Here is a 16,125-nt window from a genome sequence, read left to right on the forward strand (position 1 = left end):
TTAGAGGAATTGCCACAAGATACGATAAGCTAAAACGTAACTATCAAAGCGCTGTTGCTTTAGCTTGTATATTTATATGGTTGCCTCTTTAGCTCAATTTATCGGCTGTAAATGTCAACACACCCTACTTTTATGTGCGTAACATTAGTTAGTATTTAAGGTAGCAGAAAACCTTAGATCGGTTTAATCATTGCGTTGTTGTACAACTATAGCGACTTCTTCAGGTTCAATTTTCTGAATCTTTTTCCCAAAACTACGCAGCCACCATGTTAACTGAGAGGTAAATGGTACTGTTGCACTAACTTCAACCCAGCCATCTTCGGTTTTTTGAATCACTTGATCTTTACTTAGCTGACTTTCTTCAAAATAAACTGCTTCTGATTCCGACATGGTTAATTTGAGTTGAATCATTTCAGTCGGCTTATTGAAGTCCACGCGGAAACCAAGCGCTCCAGAGTCAATATAGGCATCAATATCAAAATCGACAGGATGTAATGCACGTGAATTTAAGACCGTAGCTGATTTAAAACGATGTAAAGCAAAGGTTTGGATGTCCGTTTTGTCATGACGGGTGCATACCAAATAAATAATCGCACCTTTTTGGACCAACGCCAGTGGATTTAAAATATAGGTCTTTTCTTCGCTTTGTTGTCCACGACCTTGATATAGACATTCAAGTTGTTTGTCTTGTAGTAAGCCTTCATAAATCGATTGCTGTGCAGCTTTTTCAACCACAGGAGGAATTAATGGCTGAGTTGCTGGTACGATACGCACGCGGTTAATCCACTGACGGACATTATTTTGCGACGACAGACTTCGACGTGCGAGGTCAAACCAAGGATTCATTTCTTCAATTAAGCTCGGTGGAAGCAAATGCTTTAGATGCTCCTCCACCATCATAAAGGTGACCGCTTGCGAGCTGGTCATATGTGGCAAGCTTTGAATCGGTGCATCTGAACGCCAACGCCATCCTTGCGGAGTTGTTTTACTGCTTTCGATCGGGAAGCGCAGAGAAATTTGATTTAAATCGCGCTGAATGGTGCGTAGGCTGATATCAATACCTTCACGGTTCAGTATTTCTTGTAATTCACGGGTACCCATCCACTTACCTGTGGACAGCCGTGAAAGAATTTGCCACTGACGATAGAGGCTGTTCGACGTTTCTTTTTCTTGTGAAGACATAATCTAGTGCTTGAACTTGGACTTAAATGAATAAAATGATGCTGTGGGACACAATAAGAAATCTTCCTGCGTTAAGCAAGTCTTCATCTGAAAAAACTAAGATGATTTTAATAACGCAATTTGACACAACTTGAGCAGTTACATGCTGTACCACTTTGTAAAAATGATGCATAAATAATCAAAGAGAAGCAGCATATGTATTGATGGCATATATATTGCTTTATCTTATTTACAAAACATGACAAAAACATGGAGTTGCTATGCTGAAAGAAAATCGTAATACAACTTCAAATGGAATTGAGGGTTATGAGGCAAAGTTGGTTAATACTTCTGTCTCTACATTAAAAATTTTACCACTTGCTCGAGGATATGCGCTGTTTAATCAATTCAATTCGGATTTTTTTAATGAAATGCGCGACAGCAAAACGGTAGCTAAAGAATCATGCCAACGGATAGAGCAGTGGTTATCACAGCATACGCTTGATGAATTGAAGCAACTAAATCAGGTTGCAAAACAACATTTTCTCTATGAAGGCATTACTTTTACAGTGTATGGCGAAGATGAGGGCATTGAACGCACCATACCTTATGATCTTATTCCGCGTGTGATTGCACGAAAGGAATGGAATAATTTATCTCTAGGCTGCGCACAGCGCGTGAAAGCACTCAATCTGTTTTTACATGATGTCTATCATCAACAAGATATTTTAAAAGCAGGAATTATTCCTGAACTGCAAGTCTTAACCCATGAAGCCTATTTGCCACAAATGTATATGCATGGGCTAAAAGGTAAAATTTATAGCCAAATCAGTGGCATTGATATCATCCGAGATCAATCAGGCGAATTTTACGTCCTTGAGGATAATCTTAGAACACCGTCTGGTGTGTCGTATATGCTAGAAAGCCGTAAGATCAGTCAAAAACTGATGCCTGAACTTTGCCAGCAAAGCAACATCATGGGGATTGAGCAGTATCCGCAGCTTTTACGTGAAATTCTTGCAGAAAATGCCTACGTCGATAACCCGTTTATCGTGGTTTTAACCCCAGGGAGTTTTAACAGTGCTTATTATGAACATGCTTTTTTGGCAAGGGAGATGGATGTACCCTTAGTGACATCGCGTGACCTTTATGTAGAAAACGATAAGGTTTATGTGAAAACCATTAAAGGCCGACAACAGGTTGATGTAATTTATCGTCGTGTGGATGATGCTTTTCTCGATCCATTATGTTTCAAACCTGACAGTACTTTGGGCGTAGCAGGGCTCATGTCAGCGTATATGCAACATAATGTGGTCATTGCAAATGCACCGGGAACAGGCGTAGCAGATGATAAATCGATTTATCCATATGTGGATAAAATGATTCATTTCTATTTAGGCGAACAAGCGATCCTGAAAAATGTGCCGACCTATCAATGTCGTGAGCAGAACGAATTGGATTATGTGCTCTCGAATATCGAAAAATTGGTGGTCAAAGAAGCGCAGGGTTCAGGTGGTTACGGCATGCTGATCGGTCCACAAGCTTCTTTACAAGAATTAAATAGCTTTAAAGATAAAGTGGCCGCAGCACCACATTTATATATTGCACAGCCGACTTTAAATTTATCTGTCAGCCCAACCCTAAGTGAGGCGGGTGTTTCGGAACGCCATATCGATTTACGCCCATTTGTACTGAGTTCACCATATCGAACTGAAATTGTACCGGGTGGCTTAACTCGTGTCGCGATGCAAGCAGGTTCATTGGTAGTGAATTCTTCTCAAGGCGGCGGCATTAAAGATACGTGGGTAGTAGACGATTTACGCTCATAGCACTCCAGTGAAGGAGCAAAACATGATTTTATTAAACAGTAATGCAGAACATATTTTTTGGTTGGGGCGTTATTTAGCACGTACTCAATATTTATGCAGTATTTTCCCTTTTCAAGATGTTGATACGGCATTGAGCTATGCACACGCTTTTTGTTTGCCAGCATTTGATGCCGACTCAATGAATGAGTTAGTTTTAAATGCGGAGCAGCCGGCGTCATTTTCCAGCCAATTTCAATATGCGCAAAGTAATATTCAGGACTTAAGGGGTGTACTTTCAGCAAAAAGTTATGCAGAACTCAGCCGTTTAATTCGTAATGCGAGTGATAACCCAGGTTATATCTGTGACGTGGTAACAGATTGCCAAGATGTTTTAGAGTCCGAATCTGAAGATGTATTTTTATTTTTTAGTTTAGGACAAGCCATAGAGCAGCTTGATCGCCAGTTACGCATGCAGCAGGACATTCAACACACCCTAGCGAAGATTGAACATATTGTCATGGCTTTGGTTCAGTTTGGATGGGAAAGCGTGCAAGAGGCATGGTTGGCACTTAAACAGCAGCCGAATAGCCAAAACTTCTACCATTTCAGTGATCATATCCAAAATATGTTTGAGGTGGCTGTATGAGGCTCATGATCAACCATCAGACCCATTATGTTTACACTGATGTGGTAAACAGAAGCATTCAATATATCAAAATGACCCCGTCCACCAATGCACACCAACAGGTGCAAAATTGGGATGTGAGTGTGCCGGGGCAGCGTGATATGCAATTGGATACTTTTGGTAATGTGTGGTTGACCACAACTCAGCGCGAACCTTATCTGCAAATGACCATTATGGCGCAGGGCATCGTAGAGATGAATTTGAATTCAACAGATTCAAATTCAGATGATTTAAACCCGAAATTGTTTTTACAGCCAACGCCGAGTACGCAGTACGATATTCACATGAAAAGTTTTGCCGATTGCTATGTCCCTCGTATCAATCGTGCCAATCTGATTCGTTTGGCTGAAGCGATATTGGCGCATATTCCCTATGTATCGAATCAAACATCGGTACATACTTCAGCGATTGATGCTTTTCATCATAAGCAAGGGGTATGTCAGGATCATAGCCATGTCATGATCGCAATGTGTCGCTATTTGGGTATTCCTGCACGTTATATTTCTGGGTATTTATTTGTGCCGAATAGTAGCCACCTTGCCAGTCACGCTTGGGTAGAAGTCTATATCGAAAATAAATGGTATTGTTTTGATGTCAGTAATCAGCTATTTACACCACAATCACATATTTATGTTGCGATTGGGCGGGACTACTGGGATGTAGCTCCAGTTCGAGGCGTTCGTGATAAAGGTGGTACTGAGTCAATGAGCTCAATTGTACAAGTGTTGAGTTGTTAATCATTTGAGGGATAAAAATGACCTATTGTTGTGCATTACGATTAAAAGATGGCATGGTGTTTGTCAGTGATACACGTACAAATGCAGGAGTTGACCATATTTCAGTTTTTCGTAAACTTTATACCTTTGGTATTGCGGGTGAGCGATTTATTACCATCCAAACCTCTGGAAATTTAGCCACAACACAAGCGGTCATCGGGCATTTACAAAATCAGCTAGAGGTCAAACAAGAGCCGAATTTATATAGTGTAAATACGATGTTCGAAGTGGCTGAATTGGTCGGGCATACCTTAAAAAAAGTTATCTCTGATGTCACCTCAGATATTTTAGAACAAAGTAATTATTACTGTAGTTTATTAGTAGGTGGTCAAATTGGTAGCGCTGATATGCAGCTATATAATATCTATCCGCAAGGTAATTTTATTTGTGCGACACCGGATACCCCATATTTTCAAATTGGAGAAAGTAAATATGGTAAGCCGATACTCGACCGAACTTTGCGTTACGATATGCCACTCGATGAAGCAATGCGTTGTAGCTTAATTTCTTTTGATTCAACGATACGCTCAAATGTATCTGTAGGTATGCCTTTAGATGCTTTGGTTTATAAAAAGGACAGTTTAGAAATACCAAATGGTAAGCGCATTTATGAAGAGGACCCATATTTCACCATGATCAGTAAAGGCTGGTCAGAAGCATTGCGTCAGGGTTTGATTGAATTGGCAAAACCAACAGCTGACTATTTTCAATAACCATTTGATCAACAAATCGATCAATTTAAAAAGTGAATAAAAAAAGCGAGATAAAAAAAAGCCCAGATTTGATCTGGGCTTTTTGATTTGGCGTAATTAAGCTAATTTACGTACAGGGCGCGCGCTCATACGGCATAATAATTCATAGCCAATGGTTCCGTTCGCTTCTGCAACGTCATCAACCAGACGATCTTTGCCCCAAAGCTCAACTTCAGTGCCTATCGGTGCATGCATACCGGTGATATCAATCGCAATCATATCCATGGCAACACGGCCAATCACACGCGTTTTCTGTCCATGGATGGATACATAGTTTTGTTTAGGGAAGGCACGTGGATAACCGTCACCATAACCAATCGACACAATCGCAAGATTCATTTCTTGTTCTGCAACGAAAGTCGATCCATAACCCACAGATTCACCAGCTTGAATGGTATTTAAAGCAATCACTTCAGCGGTAAAGGTCATCACCGGTTTAAGATCTAATGCTTCTACAGAACGGTCTGAGAAAGGTGTCGCGCCATATAGCATGATGCCTGGGCGAACAAAATCAAAATTCAGTTCTGGCCATTTGAAAATCGCAGCCGAGTTACAGCACGAACCCATGATTGGCGCACAAGCTTCTTTTACGTGTAAGAATTGTTCACGTTGTTGGTCATTTAAAGGATGATTTTCTGCGTCGGCATTGGCAAAGTGCATCGCCAGTACGCAAGTAAAACCTTCCGCCTTTAATGCATTGATGACATCAATAATTTCAGGCACTTTAAAGCCTAAACGGTTCATACCGCTGTTGAGTTTGACCCAAACTTTTAGACCTTGAGCGATATAGGCATCTTTATGCGCACGTAACCAATCTAGTTGTTGCTGATGATGCACTACACATTCAATTTTTTTATCGATGATAATTTGCATTTCATTATCTGAGAAAATACCTTCAATCAACGTAATGGGTTGTTCATAACCCAACTCACGAATTTCTAAGGCTTCTTCTAGGCAAGCAACACCGAAGGCATCACTGTCTTTTAAGGCTGCTAAGCAGTCTTTAACTCCATGTCCATAAGCATTGGCTTTCACCATGCTTACAATTTTAGCGGTTGGGGCAAGTTGTTTGACACGGTTTAAATTATATTGAAGTGCTTGTTGATCAATATAAACTGTAGCTTGGCGCACCCTAAATACTCCTACAGGGTCGATGAATTAATGGATGATAAAGAGTCTTTACTCTTCATCATCATACTGAGCATAAAACTCAGGGGAGAGGTTACTAAATTTTGTGTATTGACCTTCGAAGGCAAGACGCACAGTACCAATTGGACCGTTACGCTGTTTACCAATAATAATTTCTGCAGTACCTGCTTCTTTAGACTCTTTGTTATAAACCTCGTCGCGGTAAATAAACATGATCAAATCGGCATCCTGCTCGATCGCACCCGATTCACGTAAGTCGGACATCACTGGGCGTTTATTAGGGCGGTTTTCCAGTGATCGGTTCAACTGAGACAGTGCAATTACAGGGCAGTGCATTTCTTTAGCCAGTGCCTTTAAGCTTCGGGAAATTTCCGAGATCTCGCCAACACGGTTATCGCCCATACCGGGTACTTTCATAAGCTGCAAGTAATCTACCATGATACAGCCGAGTTTACCGCCATGCATTTTTGCAATGCGTCGCGCACGGGCACGTACTTCCGTTGGAGGAAGTGCAGATGAGTCATCGATATACAAATTCTTTTCTTGGAGATGCACAATGGTACTGGTGACTTTTGACCATTCATCAGCATCCATTTTACCTGCACGTAAATGCCCTTGGTGTACACGACCGAATGAGGATATCAAACGCATGGCAATTGAGTCTGCAGGCATCTCCATGGAATAAACCAGAGCGGGCAGGTTGTTATTAAACAGCACGCTTTCAACCAAGTTCATGGCAAAAGTAGTTTTACCCATCGATGGACGAGCCGCTACAATAATCAAATCGCCTGCTTGCATACCTGAGGTTTTATTATCAAGTTCAACAAATCCAGTAGTTAAACCCGTGATACTACCTTCAGTTTGTGAAAGTTCATTCAACTTATCAAAAACACTGGCAACGACAGAGTTAATGGCTTTAGGGCCTTGTGCTTTGGCGTTATTGTTGTGTTGTTCGGCAATCGAGAAAATATTGGTTTCTGCTAGATCTAAAATTTCACTGACCGTACGACCTTTGGTGTCATAGGCATTTTGTAAAATCTCCGAGCTGACTTTAATCATGCTGCGTAAAGTGGAAAATTCTTTAATTTTTGCAGCATAAGTTTCAAGGTTATAGAAACTTGAAGGTGAATCTGACATGAGTTGCATCAGATATTCTTCGCCACCTGCAGCATCGAGCAAGTTTTGTTTAATCAGCCAGTCATTGACCAAGACCGCATCATAAGGTGAGCTATCTTTTGATAACTGGTCGATGGCACGGAAAATATATTTATGACGGGTCGCATAAAAATCAGCTTCAGTCAGTACATCACCCACTTGCTCAAAAGATTCTGCAACGGTCATCAGTGCAGCAAGCACGGCTTGTTCAATCGCAAGGTTATGGGGTGGGGTACGAAACTCTTTCAACGAACTTTGTTCTGTGGTTTTTGCTGTTGGCGTAGAGTTTGGCTTGATGGCATTCGCCTGTGACATAAAAATCCCTGATGCTGAAACCATTTAATGTGATGGAAATGGGTGCTAATTACAGTTTTTTCAACTCTTCATTGAACTGAAATGATAGGCGTTTTCTACAGAAATGCGAACAAGTATTTCCGATTAATTCGTCATACATTGAATTGAATGAAGAGTTAAAAATATAAAAAAGTTGGAGCACTATTTTTTACAGATAAAAAAAGAGCATGCGTAAGCATGCTCTTTTCTTTGCAAGAAATTACTCAGCTACGATAGTAACTAGAACTTCTGCAACAACATCATGATGCAATTGGATTGCGATGTTGAATTCACCAGTGTTGCGAAGCGCACCATTTGGTAAACGAACTTCTGCGCGGTCTACAACAAGACCAGCATTAGTTAACGCGTCAGCGATGTCACGAGTACCGATAGAACCGAATAGTTTACCTTCGTCACCAGCTTTAGCAGTGATCACGATGTTAACTTCGTTCAATTGGTCAGCACGTGCTTGAGCAGCAGCTAATACTTCAGCTTCTTGTTTCTCAAGTTCAGCACGACGAGCTTCAAATGCAGCAGTGTTAGCTTCAGTAGCAGCAACTGCTTTACCTTGAGGGATAAGGAAGTTACGGCCGTAACCAGCTTTAACTGAAACTTTATCGCCTAATTTACCAAGGTTTTTAATGCGTTGTAATAAGATAATATCCACAGCTCAACCTCACTTATGATTGTCAGTGTAAGGGATCAAAGACAAGTAGCGAGCTTGTTTGATAGCAAGCGCTAATTGACGTTGGTAACGAGCTTTAGTACCTGTAATACGGCTAGGAACAATCTTGCCGTTTTCAGTGATGTACTGTTTTAAAGTGTCGATATCTTTGTAGTCGATGTACGTAACGTTCTCAGCTGTAAAGCGGCAGAACTTGCGACGACGGTAAAAACGTGCCATGTTATGTTCTCCTTATGCTTCAGCAGAGTCTTGAGCTTGTTGTGCTTCTTCACGTTGAGCTTTACGCGCACGTTTTTCTTCAGCACTCTTAGCCAATAGTGACTCTTCAGTGATAGCGTTTTCACGACGGATGATAAGGCTACGAATGATTGCATCGTTGTAACGGAACAATTCTTCTAGCTCATCAAGAGTAGTTTGACCACACTCAACATTCATAAGAATGTAGTGAGCTTTGTGGATCTTGTTGATTGGGTAAGCCAATTGACGACGACCCCAGTCTTCAAGACGGTGGATTTGACCTTCAGCTTCTTTGATGTGAGTTAGGTAACGTTCTACCATACCCACAACTTGATCGCTTTGGTCTGGATGTACCAATAGTACGATTTCGTAGTGACGCATTGTCAGCTCCTTACGGTTTAGGCAGCCCCAATCATTAATTGATTGAAGCAAGGAGTCACAACCAAAGTTGTGTCGCAATAATTGCGAAGCGTGAATTTTAGAGCGTTTAGGTTTGAAATACAAGGCATGGATTTAAAATGCTTGAGTTATTTATGGTTTAAGGCCGATTAGCGGTACGCAATAAAAACACCACATAACCTTTAAAATAAGGATCATTAATTAAATGTTGAGGTGCGTGCCAAAGGCCATTTTGTACAAGGCCTATTTTATAAGGTAGTTTCAATTTTGAGACTTTATTCAAATAGCTCGTGTAATTCTCGATCGTGACACTACCACGATAAGTTTGAATAGCGATCTCATCAATATTGCGTCGCAAAACACTGAGCGTTTGCTGATCTTGAATATTTGTCCAATCCATTAAACCAGTAATGCTTAAACGATATTTTTGAGGTAGTTGCTTTCGTATATTTTCAAGGAATAAGGCATATTGATGAATGTTTTTAGTTTTTGCGTCAAAATCGATTTGTAAGCCTTGGATCTGATTGCCGTTATTTTCCCAATGTTTTAGCCGCTGCAAAATTTGCTGAATATTGCTATTTGACCATTGTAAATGATGGCTACGGATTACAATCCAAATTTTCTGCTGTGGTTTATGGAGGACTTGAATGCCTTGAGGGATAAACTCGGATCGTTTTAAAGGTTTATTCCAATTCAATTCACCTTGTAAAATATAGAGCTCCGTGGCTTGCTGTAAGTAGGGGCTACTAGAAATATTGCCCCAAATCCAAAAACTTGAATAATGTGCTGCATCAACACGTTGCTGTAATTTGGTTTGAGCCTGTTGTGTTTTTCCAGATTGGGCAGGTGTGCAAGCAGAGCACAAACCTATACTCAAGATAAGCAAAAGTCGAAATGTTCTTGACCACTTGATCACCTGCAAAATCATCATCAATTACCAATAATATTTTAGAGATTTAGCCCAGCTGGTTTCTGGATAGTCGCGTTTGATTTGATCAAACCATTGTTTTCGAACCGACTTATTTACATCTTTGTCTTGGCATTCATTATTGCCACTTGGCGCATAACATTGAATGGCACGGTACAGCGCATAAGCCGTTAATTCAGATTTTGTCCCTGTTTTAATAATGTTTTTATATACATCGCCACGGGCAAAATAAGTACCCTTGAAACTTTGCAGTGAATGATCAGGCAGGTAGTTGAGATTTAGTATGGTATAGGCTTGTGAACTACGCGCATATTCACCTAAGCATAAATTAAGGCTCAGGTCTTTTGGGTTGACTTGCAATTGTTGGGTCAAAGTTGCCAAGTCAGGACATTTAATCGAATTGCTCACGCTTGCACCTTTCCATAAGAAATTTGCAAATGATGGCTGATTGCGAAACTTCTCCGCAGTGTTTTGTTCAGTATTAAATTGAGCCGCGTTGCTTGGTAATTCACGATACGCTTGGTTAAATAAATCAAAGTTTTGATAAGCCAATGACTTATTTAGTAGGGTATAAAGCGCAACATTTTTTTGATCTTGCGTGGCCACGTTATTTTTGACCACAGACATTAAACTTTGTTCATTCGCTGCATCGACTAAATATTGTTGCTGTAGATAAGCTTGCTTGATTTTGGCTGAAGAACCAATAAATTGTGCAGTATTTTGCTGTTGAGCATAGTAGCGATAGAGCATAAGTTCAGCCAATCCACGTTGTTCGGCGGTTTTGCTGATGGAAAGTAGGTTTTCCCAATATTTTTGAGTGGTTTGATTTCGCCCACTAGCTTCCAGAATGCGGCCTTTAAGTAGTAGCTGACTCAACTGTAGGTAACTGTTGATGCTGCTCGGTACTTGTTGTGGCAGATATTTGAGTGCTTCTTGTGCTTTGTTTTGCACATAAAATAAGTGATTTGCCTGCAAATACTGGAACAGTTCTGGTGAATCTTTAAAATAATTTTTCTGTGCGTTTAACTCAGCCCAGGAAATGACAATATCATCGGAACTTTGTATTTTCCGCATGTGCATCAGATCATAGATAGTGAGGAAAAACGGATCTTTCAAATTTTTGACATTCAGACGCTTACTTTGAAATACATGACGATCTAATTCATAGGGTAGATTTGGCAGCTCTAAGTTATAAACGCTGGATTTAGGATTATTGATTTGCCATACGTATTCATTAATCAGTAAATCATGTTTTCCACTGAGCCAAAATCCACGTCTTAATAAACCGCGTGCACTTGCGGCATATTGACCTTGGGGATAGAGCTTAAAGTACTGGGTGATATTATTGAAAAAATTGGTTAATAAACTTTGATTGAGTTTGTCATGATCTAAATCGCCATATTCACCTAAACCACTTTGATAAGCCTCATTTAAAGCACTTCGAATCAACATATATTGTGATGTTTCTTTCAGCCAAGGTTGATACACATTAGTTAATACTGAATAAATCTTAGTCGCTGTGGAAAAGTTAGCATTGTAAAACGAAATTGTGGCGTTTAAATACGATGCATATTGGCGTGCAGATACTGACCAATTTGGATTTACGCTTAGCAAAGTTAGTTTATTGTCGCAATCATTAATTTTCTGACGTTCGCGAATCAGGGTGTCTTTTTCACTACTTGAAAGCTTACTGTCCTTTTTGACTTGTTCAATAAAGGCTTGTGCGCCATTTTGAATGCTGTTGCAATGTTCGTTAAAACTTAGATCAGGTGTTTTTAAAGGTTTACGTGCATTCGGCAGTTTATTGCTGCTAGTGCTCATGATACTGGAAACTTCAAATGGAACTTTGCTGTAGCTAGTTCGCCAAAGTGTGGATTTATCTTCATGAATATTAAATTTGGCAATACCTAAATCGCTAAGCAACAGCAGCATGTTGGTTTGATTGTCATTTGCAGGTGTGAGCGCAGGGAGTTCATCGCATGCGGTATAAGCATTGGTTTGAATAAGTGTCGACGGTTCACAATAAATATCCATGCCTGCATGACTTTGCATACTAAAGAAAATACCGAATGGAATACTCGATGTGAAAAGGGCAGAGTGAATAAATTTTTTTTGATATGACATAAGGCACAGTTAATTATAGTTGTGTGTGCAATGGTATCAAGTTGGGCTTAGGGTTTGAAGCTATTCATAAATAAAAAAGATAGAGTAAAACTCTATCTTTTTTAAAAAAATACAATTGGCTTTAGAGGAGTAGTGGAAGTAAAACTAAAAATTAAACTAATCACTGTGATCAATTTGACTGAAAACATGAAATATTGTTTTGCCCAAATTTGATCATCTTCAGCTTTGAATCCTTGAATGGTCAGATAAATCCAATACAGACTTAAGGCATTTAGGACAATCATATAAATCCAATTCGCATAACCAAAAAAGAATAAACCGTTCATGGTGATGCAGAACAAAAACACGTAAACCAAAGATTCAACCTTGGTACGGTGAATTGAACGTGCTACAGGTAAAATTGGAATTCCTGCATTTTTGTAGTCATCAAATCGGTAAACTGCAATTCCCCAAGAATGAGGCATTTGCCAAAATGCATAACCAATAAAAATCAGTAATGCACCTAAATCAAACTGGTTTGCAACAGCCGTATACCCGATTACAGGTGGCGCTGCGCCAGAAAGACTGCCGATAATGGTTTGATGGATTGTTGTTCGTTTTGTCCATAAGCTATAAAAACCAACGTATACGACAAAACCAATAACAGCAAAAAGAAAAGCGTAAGCATTTACCCAGAACCATAAAATGCTAAAACCAATTACACCTAAAACTAAAGCAAAAACTAAAGCAACAGGAATCGAAATTGATTTTTTAACCATCGCACGATTTTGTGTGCGTTGCATTTTTGAGTCGATGTCTTGGTCAATAACGTTATTGACAACACATCCAGAAGCGACCACAAAGAGGGTGCCTAAGAGGGTAAGAAGCAACAGAAGGAAATCTACAGAACCTTGGGCAGCTACAAAGTAGCCACCCAAAGCGGTAACAAAGTTACCAAAGAGAATTCCTGGTTTAGTCAGGAATAAATACTTTTTCAGCATGACGACCAGTTTAGATCATCATATTGAAGTGAAGGTAGTTCATAATCCACACAGAACCTACTAAAAGGATAGCAATTGTGAGGATTGTATAAACAAATGCAATCACGTTCCAGCGTTGCTCTGAAGAAGAGTTCATATGCAGGAAGTAAACTAACTGAATAAGAACCTGAGCAACCGCAGTAATCGCAATTACGGCAACCAATAGACCGCGGCTAAAACCACCTGCCATTACCATACCGAATGGAATTACGGTAAGTAGAACAGAAAGGATAAATCCGATTGTATATTGTTTAACGTTACCGTGAGCTGCACCAGCAGAGTTATGATCGTGACTCATTAGATAACTCCCATCAAGTAAACAACGCTGAATACACAGATCCAAACGATGTCAAGGAAGTGCCAGAACAAGCTTAGGCAAGCAAGACGACGAGTGTTTGGAAGTGTCAAACCATATTTCTTGATTTGGAACATCAACACAAGCATCCATACCAAACCAGAAGTTACGTGAATACCGTGCGTACCAACTAAAGTAAAGAACGCAGATAAGAACGCACTTGTGCTTGGGCCATGACCAGCATGAACTAAATGATTGAACTCATAAAGTTCCATGCCAATGAAGGCTGCACCAAATACCCAAGTAACTGCTAACCAAGTTAAAACTTGACCAACATTTTTCTTGTATGCTGCAAGAACAGCAAAACCAAAAGTTACAGAAGAGATAAGAAGGGCGAAAGTTTCAGTTAAAACGAAACCTAAAGATTCACCAAACAGCTCTTGTGCACTTGGCGTACCCACTGGAACGTGGCTACTTAATACAGCGAACGCGATGAAGAGTGTCCCGAAAAGAACCAAGTCACTCATCAAGTAAGTCCAGAAACCAAAGACAGTGATGTCAGTATCATCGTGATGATGATGTTCGTCATGTCCGTGGTTGTCGTGATGAAGTACTTCAGCCATTGTCTTAGTCCTTCTTCAAATGTTTTTCAAGAAGCGCGTAGCGTTCATTTTCAATACGTTCAACTTCTGCAGCTGGAACATAGTAGTCAACTTTCTTAGTGAAAGAAGAAACGATGAAGCTGATAATTGAAGCAATGAAAGTTACAACGACTAACCACCAGATATGCCAGATTAATGCGAAGCCCATAACTGTAATAAACATTGCAATTACGAAACCTGCCGCACGGTTTGTAGGCATATGGATGTCTTCGTATGTAGTTGGCTTAGCGTAAGCAACACCATTTTCTTTGTCAGTCCAGAAAGTATCAATACCATTGATCTTTGGAAGATAAGCAAAGTTATAGAATGGTGAAGGAGATGAAGTAGCCCACTCAAGAGTACGACCATCCCAGATATCGCCAGTAACGTCCATGTTGTCTTTGCGTTGAAGGAAACCAACAACGATTTGCATAACAAAACAGAAGATACCGATAGCAACCAATACAGAACCAAATAAAGCGATCGCTAAGTACGGATCCCATTCAGGGTTGTCATATGTATTCAAACGACGAGTCATACCCATGAAACCAAGGATATAAAGTGGCATGAATGCAAAGTAGAAACCGAAGAACCAGAACCAGAACGCTGCTTTACCCCAAGTTTCATTCAATTTCCAACCAAACATTTTTGGCCAGTAGAAAATGATACCCGCGAACATCGCGAACACTACACCACCAATAATTACGTTATGGAAGTGAGCGATAAGGAATAAAGAGTTGTGTACTAAGAAGTCCGCTGGTGGAACTGCCATTAATACGCCTGTTAAACCACCAATACCGAAAGTCACAAGGAAGCCAAGTGTCCAAAGCATTGGAGTTGTATAGGTGATGCGGCCCTTGTACATGGTGAATAACCAAGAGAAGATTTTCACACCAGTAGGGATCGCAATGATCATGGTCATGATACCAAAGAACGCGTTAACGTTGGCACCAGCACCCATTGTAAAGAAGTGGTGAACCCATACAACTAGTGAAAGAACACCAATTGCTACAGTTGCGTACACCATTGATTTGTAGCCGAACAACGCTTTGCGTGAGAACACAGCAGTAACTTCTGAGTAAATACCAAAAGCAGGTAATACCAAGATGTAAACTTCTGGGTGACCCCAAGTCCAAATCAAGTTTACATACAACATTGGGCTACCACCCATGTCATTTGTAAAGAAATGGAAGCCGAAGTAACGGTCAAGTGAAAGCATTGCAATAGTCGCAGTCAAAACTGGGAATGTTGCAACGATAAGCACTACAGTAACTAATGCAGTCCAAGTGAAAATAGGCATGTCCATAAGTTTCATGCCAGGCGCACGCATTTTAATGATGGTAACGAAGAAGTTAACACCAGTAAGAAGCGTACCTAGACCAGAAACCTGAAGTGCCCAGATATAGTAGTCTACACCTACACCTGGAGAGTATTCGATGCCAGAAAGTGGAGGGTAAGCCATCCAACCTGTTGCAGCGAATTCACCAATTGCAAGAGAAGCCATCATTAAGCCCGCTGCGCCGGCGAATAACCAGAAGCTAAGAGAGTTTAATAATGGGAATGCTACGTCACGTGCACCAATTTGAAGTGGTACAGCAACGTTCATTAAACCAACAACTAGACCCATTGCTACGAAGAAGATCATGATTACGCCATGGGCAGTAAAGATCTGGTCATAGTGTTCTGGGTGTAAGTAACCTTCACCGCCACCTTTTGCAAGGAACAGTTGAAGACGCATCATAATCGCATCGGCAAAACCACGCACAAGCATGACAATTGACACGAGGATATACATGATACCAATTTTTTTATGGTCTACAGATGTGAACCATTCGTTCCACAAGTAGCCCCATTTTTTAAAGTAGGTGATACCAGCAACAATTGCGATACCGCCAAGGATCATCATTGCAACAGTAACCAACACGATTGGATCGTGTGGAATTGCATCTGGTCCTAACTTACCTAATAAGCTCATGTC

The 16,125-nt window shown here is 40.4% G+C and carries 16 protein-coding genes and 1 pseudogene; 5 read left to right on the forward strand and 12 right to left on the reverse strand.

The annotated features are described in order from the left end of the window. Positions 1-92: pseudogene (locus tag FTU64_RS10095) on the forward strand (IS5/IS1182 family transposase); the annotation flags it as partial. 91 nt (positions 93-183) lie between these two features. Here the strand turns inward: FTU64_RS10095 and FTU64_RS10100 are convergent. Further along, positions 184-1,182 (reverse strand): YafY family protein, encoded by a 999-nt coding sequence (locus tag FTU64_RS10100; protein ID WP_180051117.1) that lies wholly within the window; start codon positions 1,180-1,182, stop codon positions 184-186. A 260-nt stretch (positions 1,183-1,442) separates the two neighbouring features. Here FTU64_RS10100 and FTU64_RS10105 point away from each other — a divergent pair, with 260 nt between their 5' ends. From FTU64_RS10105 to FTU64_RS10120, 4 genes are read left to right on the forward strand one after another with little or no spacing between them, the layout of a single operon-like run. After that, the gene (locus FTU64_RS10105) at positions 1,443-2,990 is read left to right on the forward strand and encodes a circularly permuted type 2 ATP-grasp protein (protein ID WP_180055885.1); all 1,548 of its coding nucleotides are present in this window, start codon (positions 1,443-1,445) and stop codon (positions 2,988-2,990) included. Between the two features lie 22 nt (positions 2,991-3,012). Next, the gene (locus tag FTU64_RS10110) at positions 3,013-3,615 is read left to right on the forward strand and encodes an alpha-E domain-containing protein (protein WP_180055886.1); all 603 of its coding nucleotides are present in this window, start codon (positions 3,013-3,015) and stop codon (positions 3,613-3,615) included. Continuing rightward, complete coding sequence (locus FTU64_RS10115) at positions 3,612-4,391, forward strand: transglutaminase family protein (RefSeq protein ID WP_180055887.1); 780 nt, start codon at positions 3,612-3,614, stop codon at positions 4,389-4,391. The genes FTU64_RS10110 and FTU64_RS10115 overlap by 4 nt, the downstream gene beginning before the upstream one ends. 17 nt (positions 4,392-4,408) lie before the next feature. Then, entirely contained in the window at positions 4,409-5,143 is a 735-nt protein-coding gene (locus FTU64_RS10120; RefSeq protein WP_180023501.1) for a proteasome-type protease, read from the forward strand. Positions 5,144-5,239: 96 nt separating this feature from the next. Here FTU64_RS10120 and alr read toward each other — a convergent pair whose 3' ends face one another. From alr to cyoB, 11 genes are all read right to left on the reverse strand, one after another. Beyond that, a complete protein-coding gene (gene alr, locus FTU64_RS10125; RefSeq protein ID WP_180059703.1) occupies positions 5,240-6,313 on the reverse strand; it encodes an alanine racemase in 1,074 nt (357 codons plus the stop codon). Positions 6,314-6,361: 48 nt separating this feature from the next. Then, positions 6,362-7,801, reverse strand: coding sequence for a replicative DNA helicase (gene dnaB, locus FTU64_RS10130; RefSeq protein ID WP_111884293.1), 1,440 nt, complete (start codon positions 7,799-7,801; stop codon positions 6,362-6,364). A gap of 238 nt (positions 7,802-8,039) precedes the next feature. Further along, positions 8,040-8,486 (reverse strand): 50S ribosomal protein L9, encoded by a 447-nt coding sequence (gene rplI / locus FTU64_RS10135; protein ID WP_078188585.1) that lies wholly within the window; start codon positions 8,484-8,486, stop codon positions 8,040-8,042. 9 nt (positions 8,487-8,495) lie between these two features. After that, positions 8,496-8,723 (reverse strand): 30S ribosomal protein S18, encoded by a 228-nt coding sequence (gene rpsR / locus FTU64_RS10140; RefSeq protein ID WP_004278792.1) that lies wholly within the window; start codon positions 8,721-8,723, stop codon positions 8,496-8,498. A 12-nt stretch (positions 8,724-8,735) separates the two neighbouring features. Then, entirely contained in the window at positions 8,736-9,122 is a 387-nt protein-coding gene (gene rpsF, locus FTU64_RS10145) for a 30S ribosomal protein S6 (protein WP_004696436.1), read from the reverse strand. 157 nt (positions 9,123-9,279) lie between these two features. Further along, positions 9,280-10,068: a DUF3142 domain-containing protein gene (locus FTU64_RS10150; RefSeq protein ID WP_180040406.1), complete on the reverse strand. Its 789-nt coding sequence runs from the start codon at positions 10,066-10,068 to the stop codon at positions 9,280-9,282. Between the two features lie 6 nt (positions 10,069-10,074). Then, entirely contained in the window at positions 10,075-12,192 is a 2,118-nt protein-coding gene (locus FTU64_RS10155; protein ID WP_180005231.1) for a hypothetical protein, read from the reverse strand. Between the two features lie 101 nt (positions 12,193-12,293). After that, the gene (gene cyoE / locus FTU64_RS10160) at positions 12,294-13,172 is read right to left on the reverse strand and encodes a heme o synthase (protein ID WP_180059704.1); all 879 of its coding nucleotides are present in this window, start codon (positions 13,170-13,172) and stop codon (positions 12,294-12,296) included. A gap of 10 nt (positions 13,173-13,182) precedes the next feature. Continuing rightward, a complete protein-coding gene (locus tag FTU64_RS10165; protein WP_078188582.1) occupies positions 13,183-13,509 on the reverse strand; it encodes a cytochrome o ubiquinol oxidase subunit IV in 327 nt (108 codons plus the stop codon). After that, a complete protein-coding gene (gene cyoC, locus FTU64_RS10170; RefSeq protein WP_078188581.1) occupies positions 13,509-14,129 on the reverse strand; it encodes a cytochrome o ubiquinol oxidase subunit III in 621 nt (206 codons plus the stop codon). Before cyoC ends, FTU64_RS10165 begins: the two co-directional genes overlap by 1 nt. 4 nt (positions 14,130-14,133) lie before the next feature. Further along, the gene (cyoB, locus tag FTU64_RS10175; RefSeq protein WP_078193968.1) at positions 14,134-16,122 is read right to left on the reverse strand and encodes a cytochrome o ubiquinol oxidase subunit I; all 1,989 of its coding nucleotides are present in this window, start codon (positions 16,120-16,122) and stop codon (positions 14,134-14,136) included. Positions 16,123-16,125: the final 3 nt, after the last annotated feature.

The sequence above is a fragment of the Acinetobacter sp. YH12128 genome, assembly GCF_013418655.1.
GTDB lineage: Bacteria > Pseudomonadota > Gammaproteobacteria > Pseudomonadales > Moraxellaceae > Acinetobacter > Acinetobacter amyesii.

Bases quoted from the DNA above. Each gene is read 5' to 3' on its own strand.
- rpsR (WP_004278792.1), bottom strand. From the start codon at position 8,723: ATGGCACGTTTTTACCGTCGTCGCAAGTTCTGCCGCTTTACAGCTGAG.
- rpsF (WP_004696436.1), bottom strand. From the start codon at position 9,122: ATGCGTCACTACGAAATCGTACTATTGGTACATCCAGACCAAAGCGAT.
- FTU64_RS10105 (WP_180055885.1), top strand. From the start codon at position 1,443: ATGCTGAAAGAAAATCGTAATACAACTTCAAATGGAATTGAGGGTTAT.
- FTU64_RS10155 (WP_180005231.1), bottom strand. From the start codon at position 12,192: ATGTCATATCAAAAAAAATTTATTCACTCTGCCCTTTTCACATCGAGT.
- cyoB (WP_078193968.1), bottom strand. From the start codon at position 16,122: ATGAGCTTATTAGGTAAGTTAGGACCAGATGCAATTCCACACGATCCA.
- FTU64_RS10110 (WP_180055886.1), top strand. From the start codon at position 3,013: ATGATTTTATTAAACAGTAATGCAGAACATATTTTTTGGTTGGGGCGT.
- FTU64_RS10120 (WP_180023501.1), top strand. From the start codon at position 4,409: ATGACCTATTGTTGTGCATTACGATTAAAAGATGGCATGGTGTTTGTC.
- FTU64_RS10150 (WP_180040406.1), bottom strand. From the start codon at position 10,068: ATGATTTTGCAGGTGATCAAGTGGTCAAGAACATTTCGACTTTTGCTT.
- cyoC (WP_078188581.1), bottom strand. From the start codon at position 14,129: ATGGCTGAAGTACTTCATCACGACAACCACGGACATGACGAACATCAT.
- FTU64_RS10165 (WP_078188582.1), bottom strand. From the start codon at position 13,509: ATGAGTCACGATCATAACTCTGCTGGTGCAGCTCACGGTAACGTTAAA.
- dnaB (WP_111884293.1), bottom strand. From the start codon at position 7,801: ATGTCACAGGCGAATGCCATCAAGCCAAACTCTACGCCAACAGCAAAA.
- cyoE (WP_180059704.1), bottom strand. From the start codon at position 13,172: ATGCTGAAAAAGTATTTATTCCTGACTAAACCAGGAATTCTCTTTGGT.
- FTU64_RS10115 (WP_180055887.1), top strand. From the start codon at position 3,612: ATGAGGCTCATGATCAACCATCAGACCCATTATGTTTACACTGATGTG.
- FTU64_RS10100 (WP_180051117.1), bottom strand. From the start codon at position 1,182: ATGTCTTCACAAGAAAAAGAAACGTCGAACAGCCTCTATCGTCAGTGG.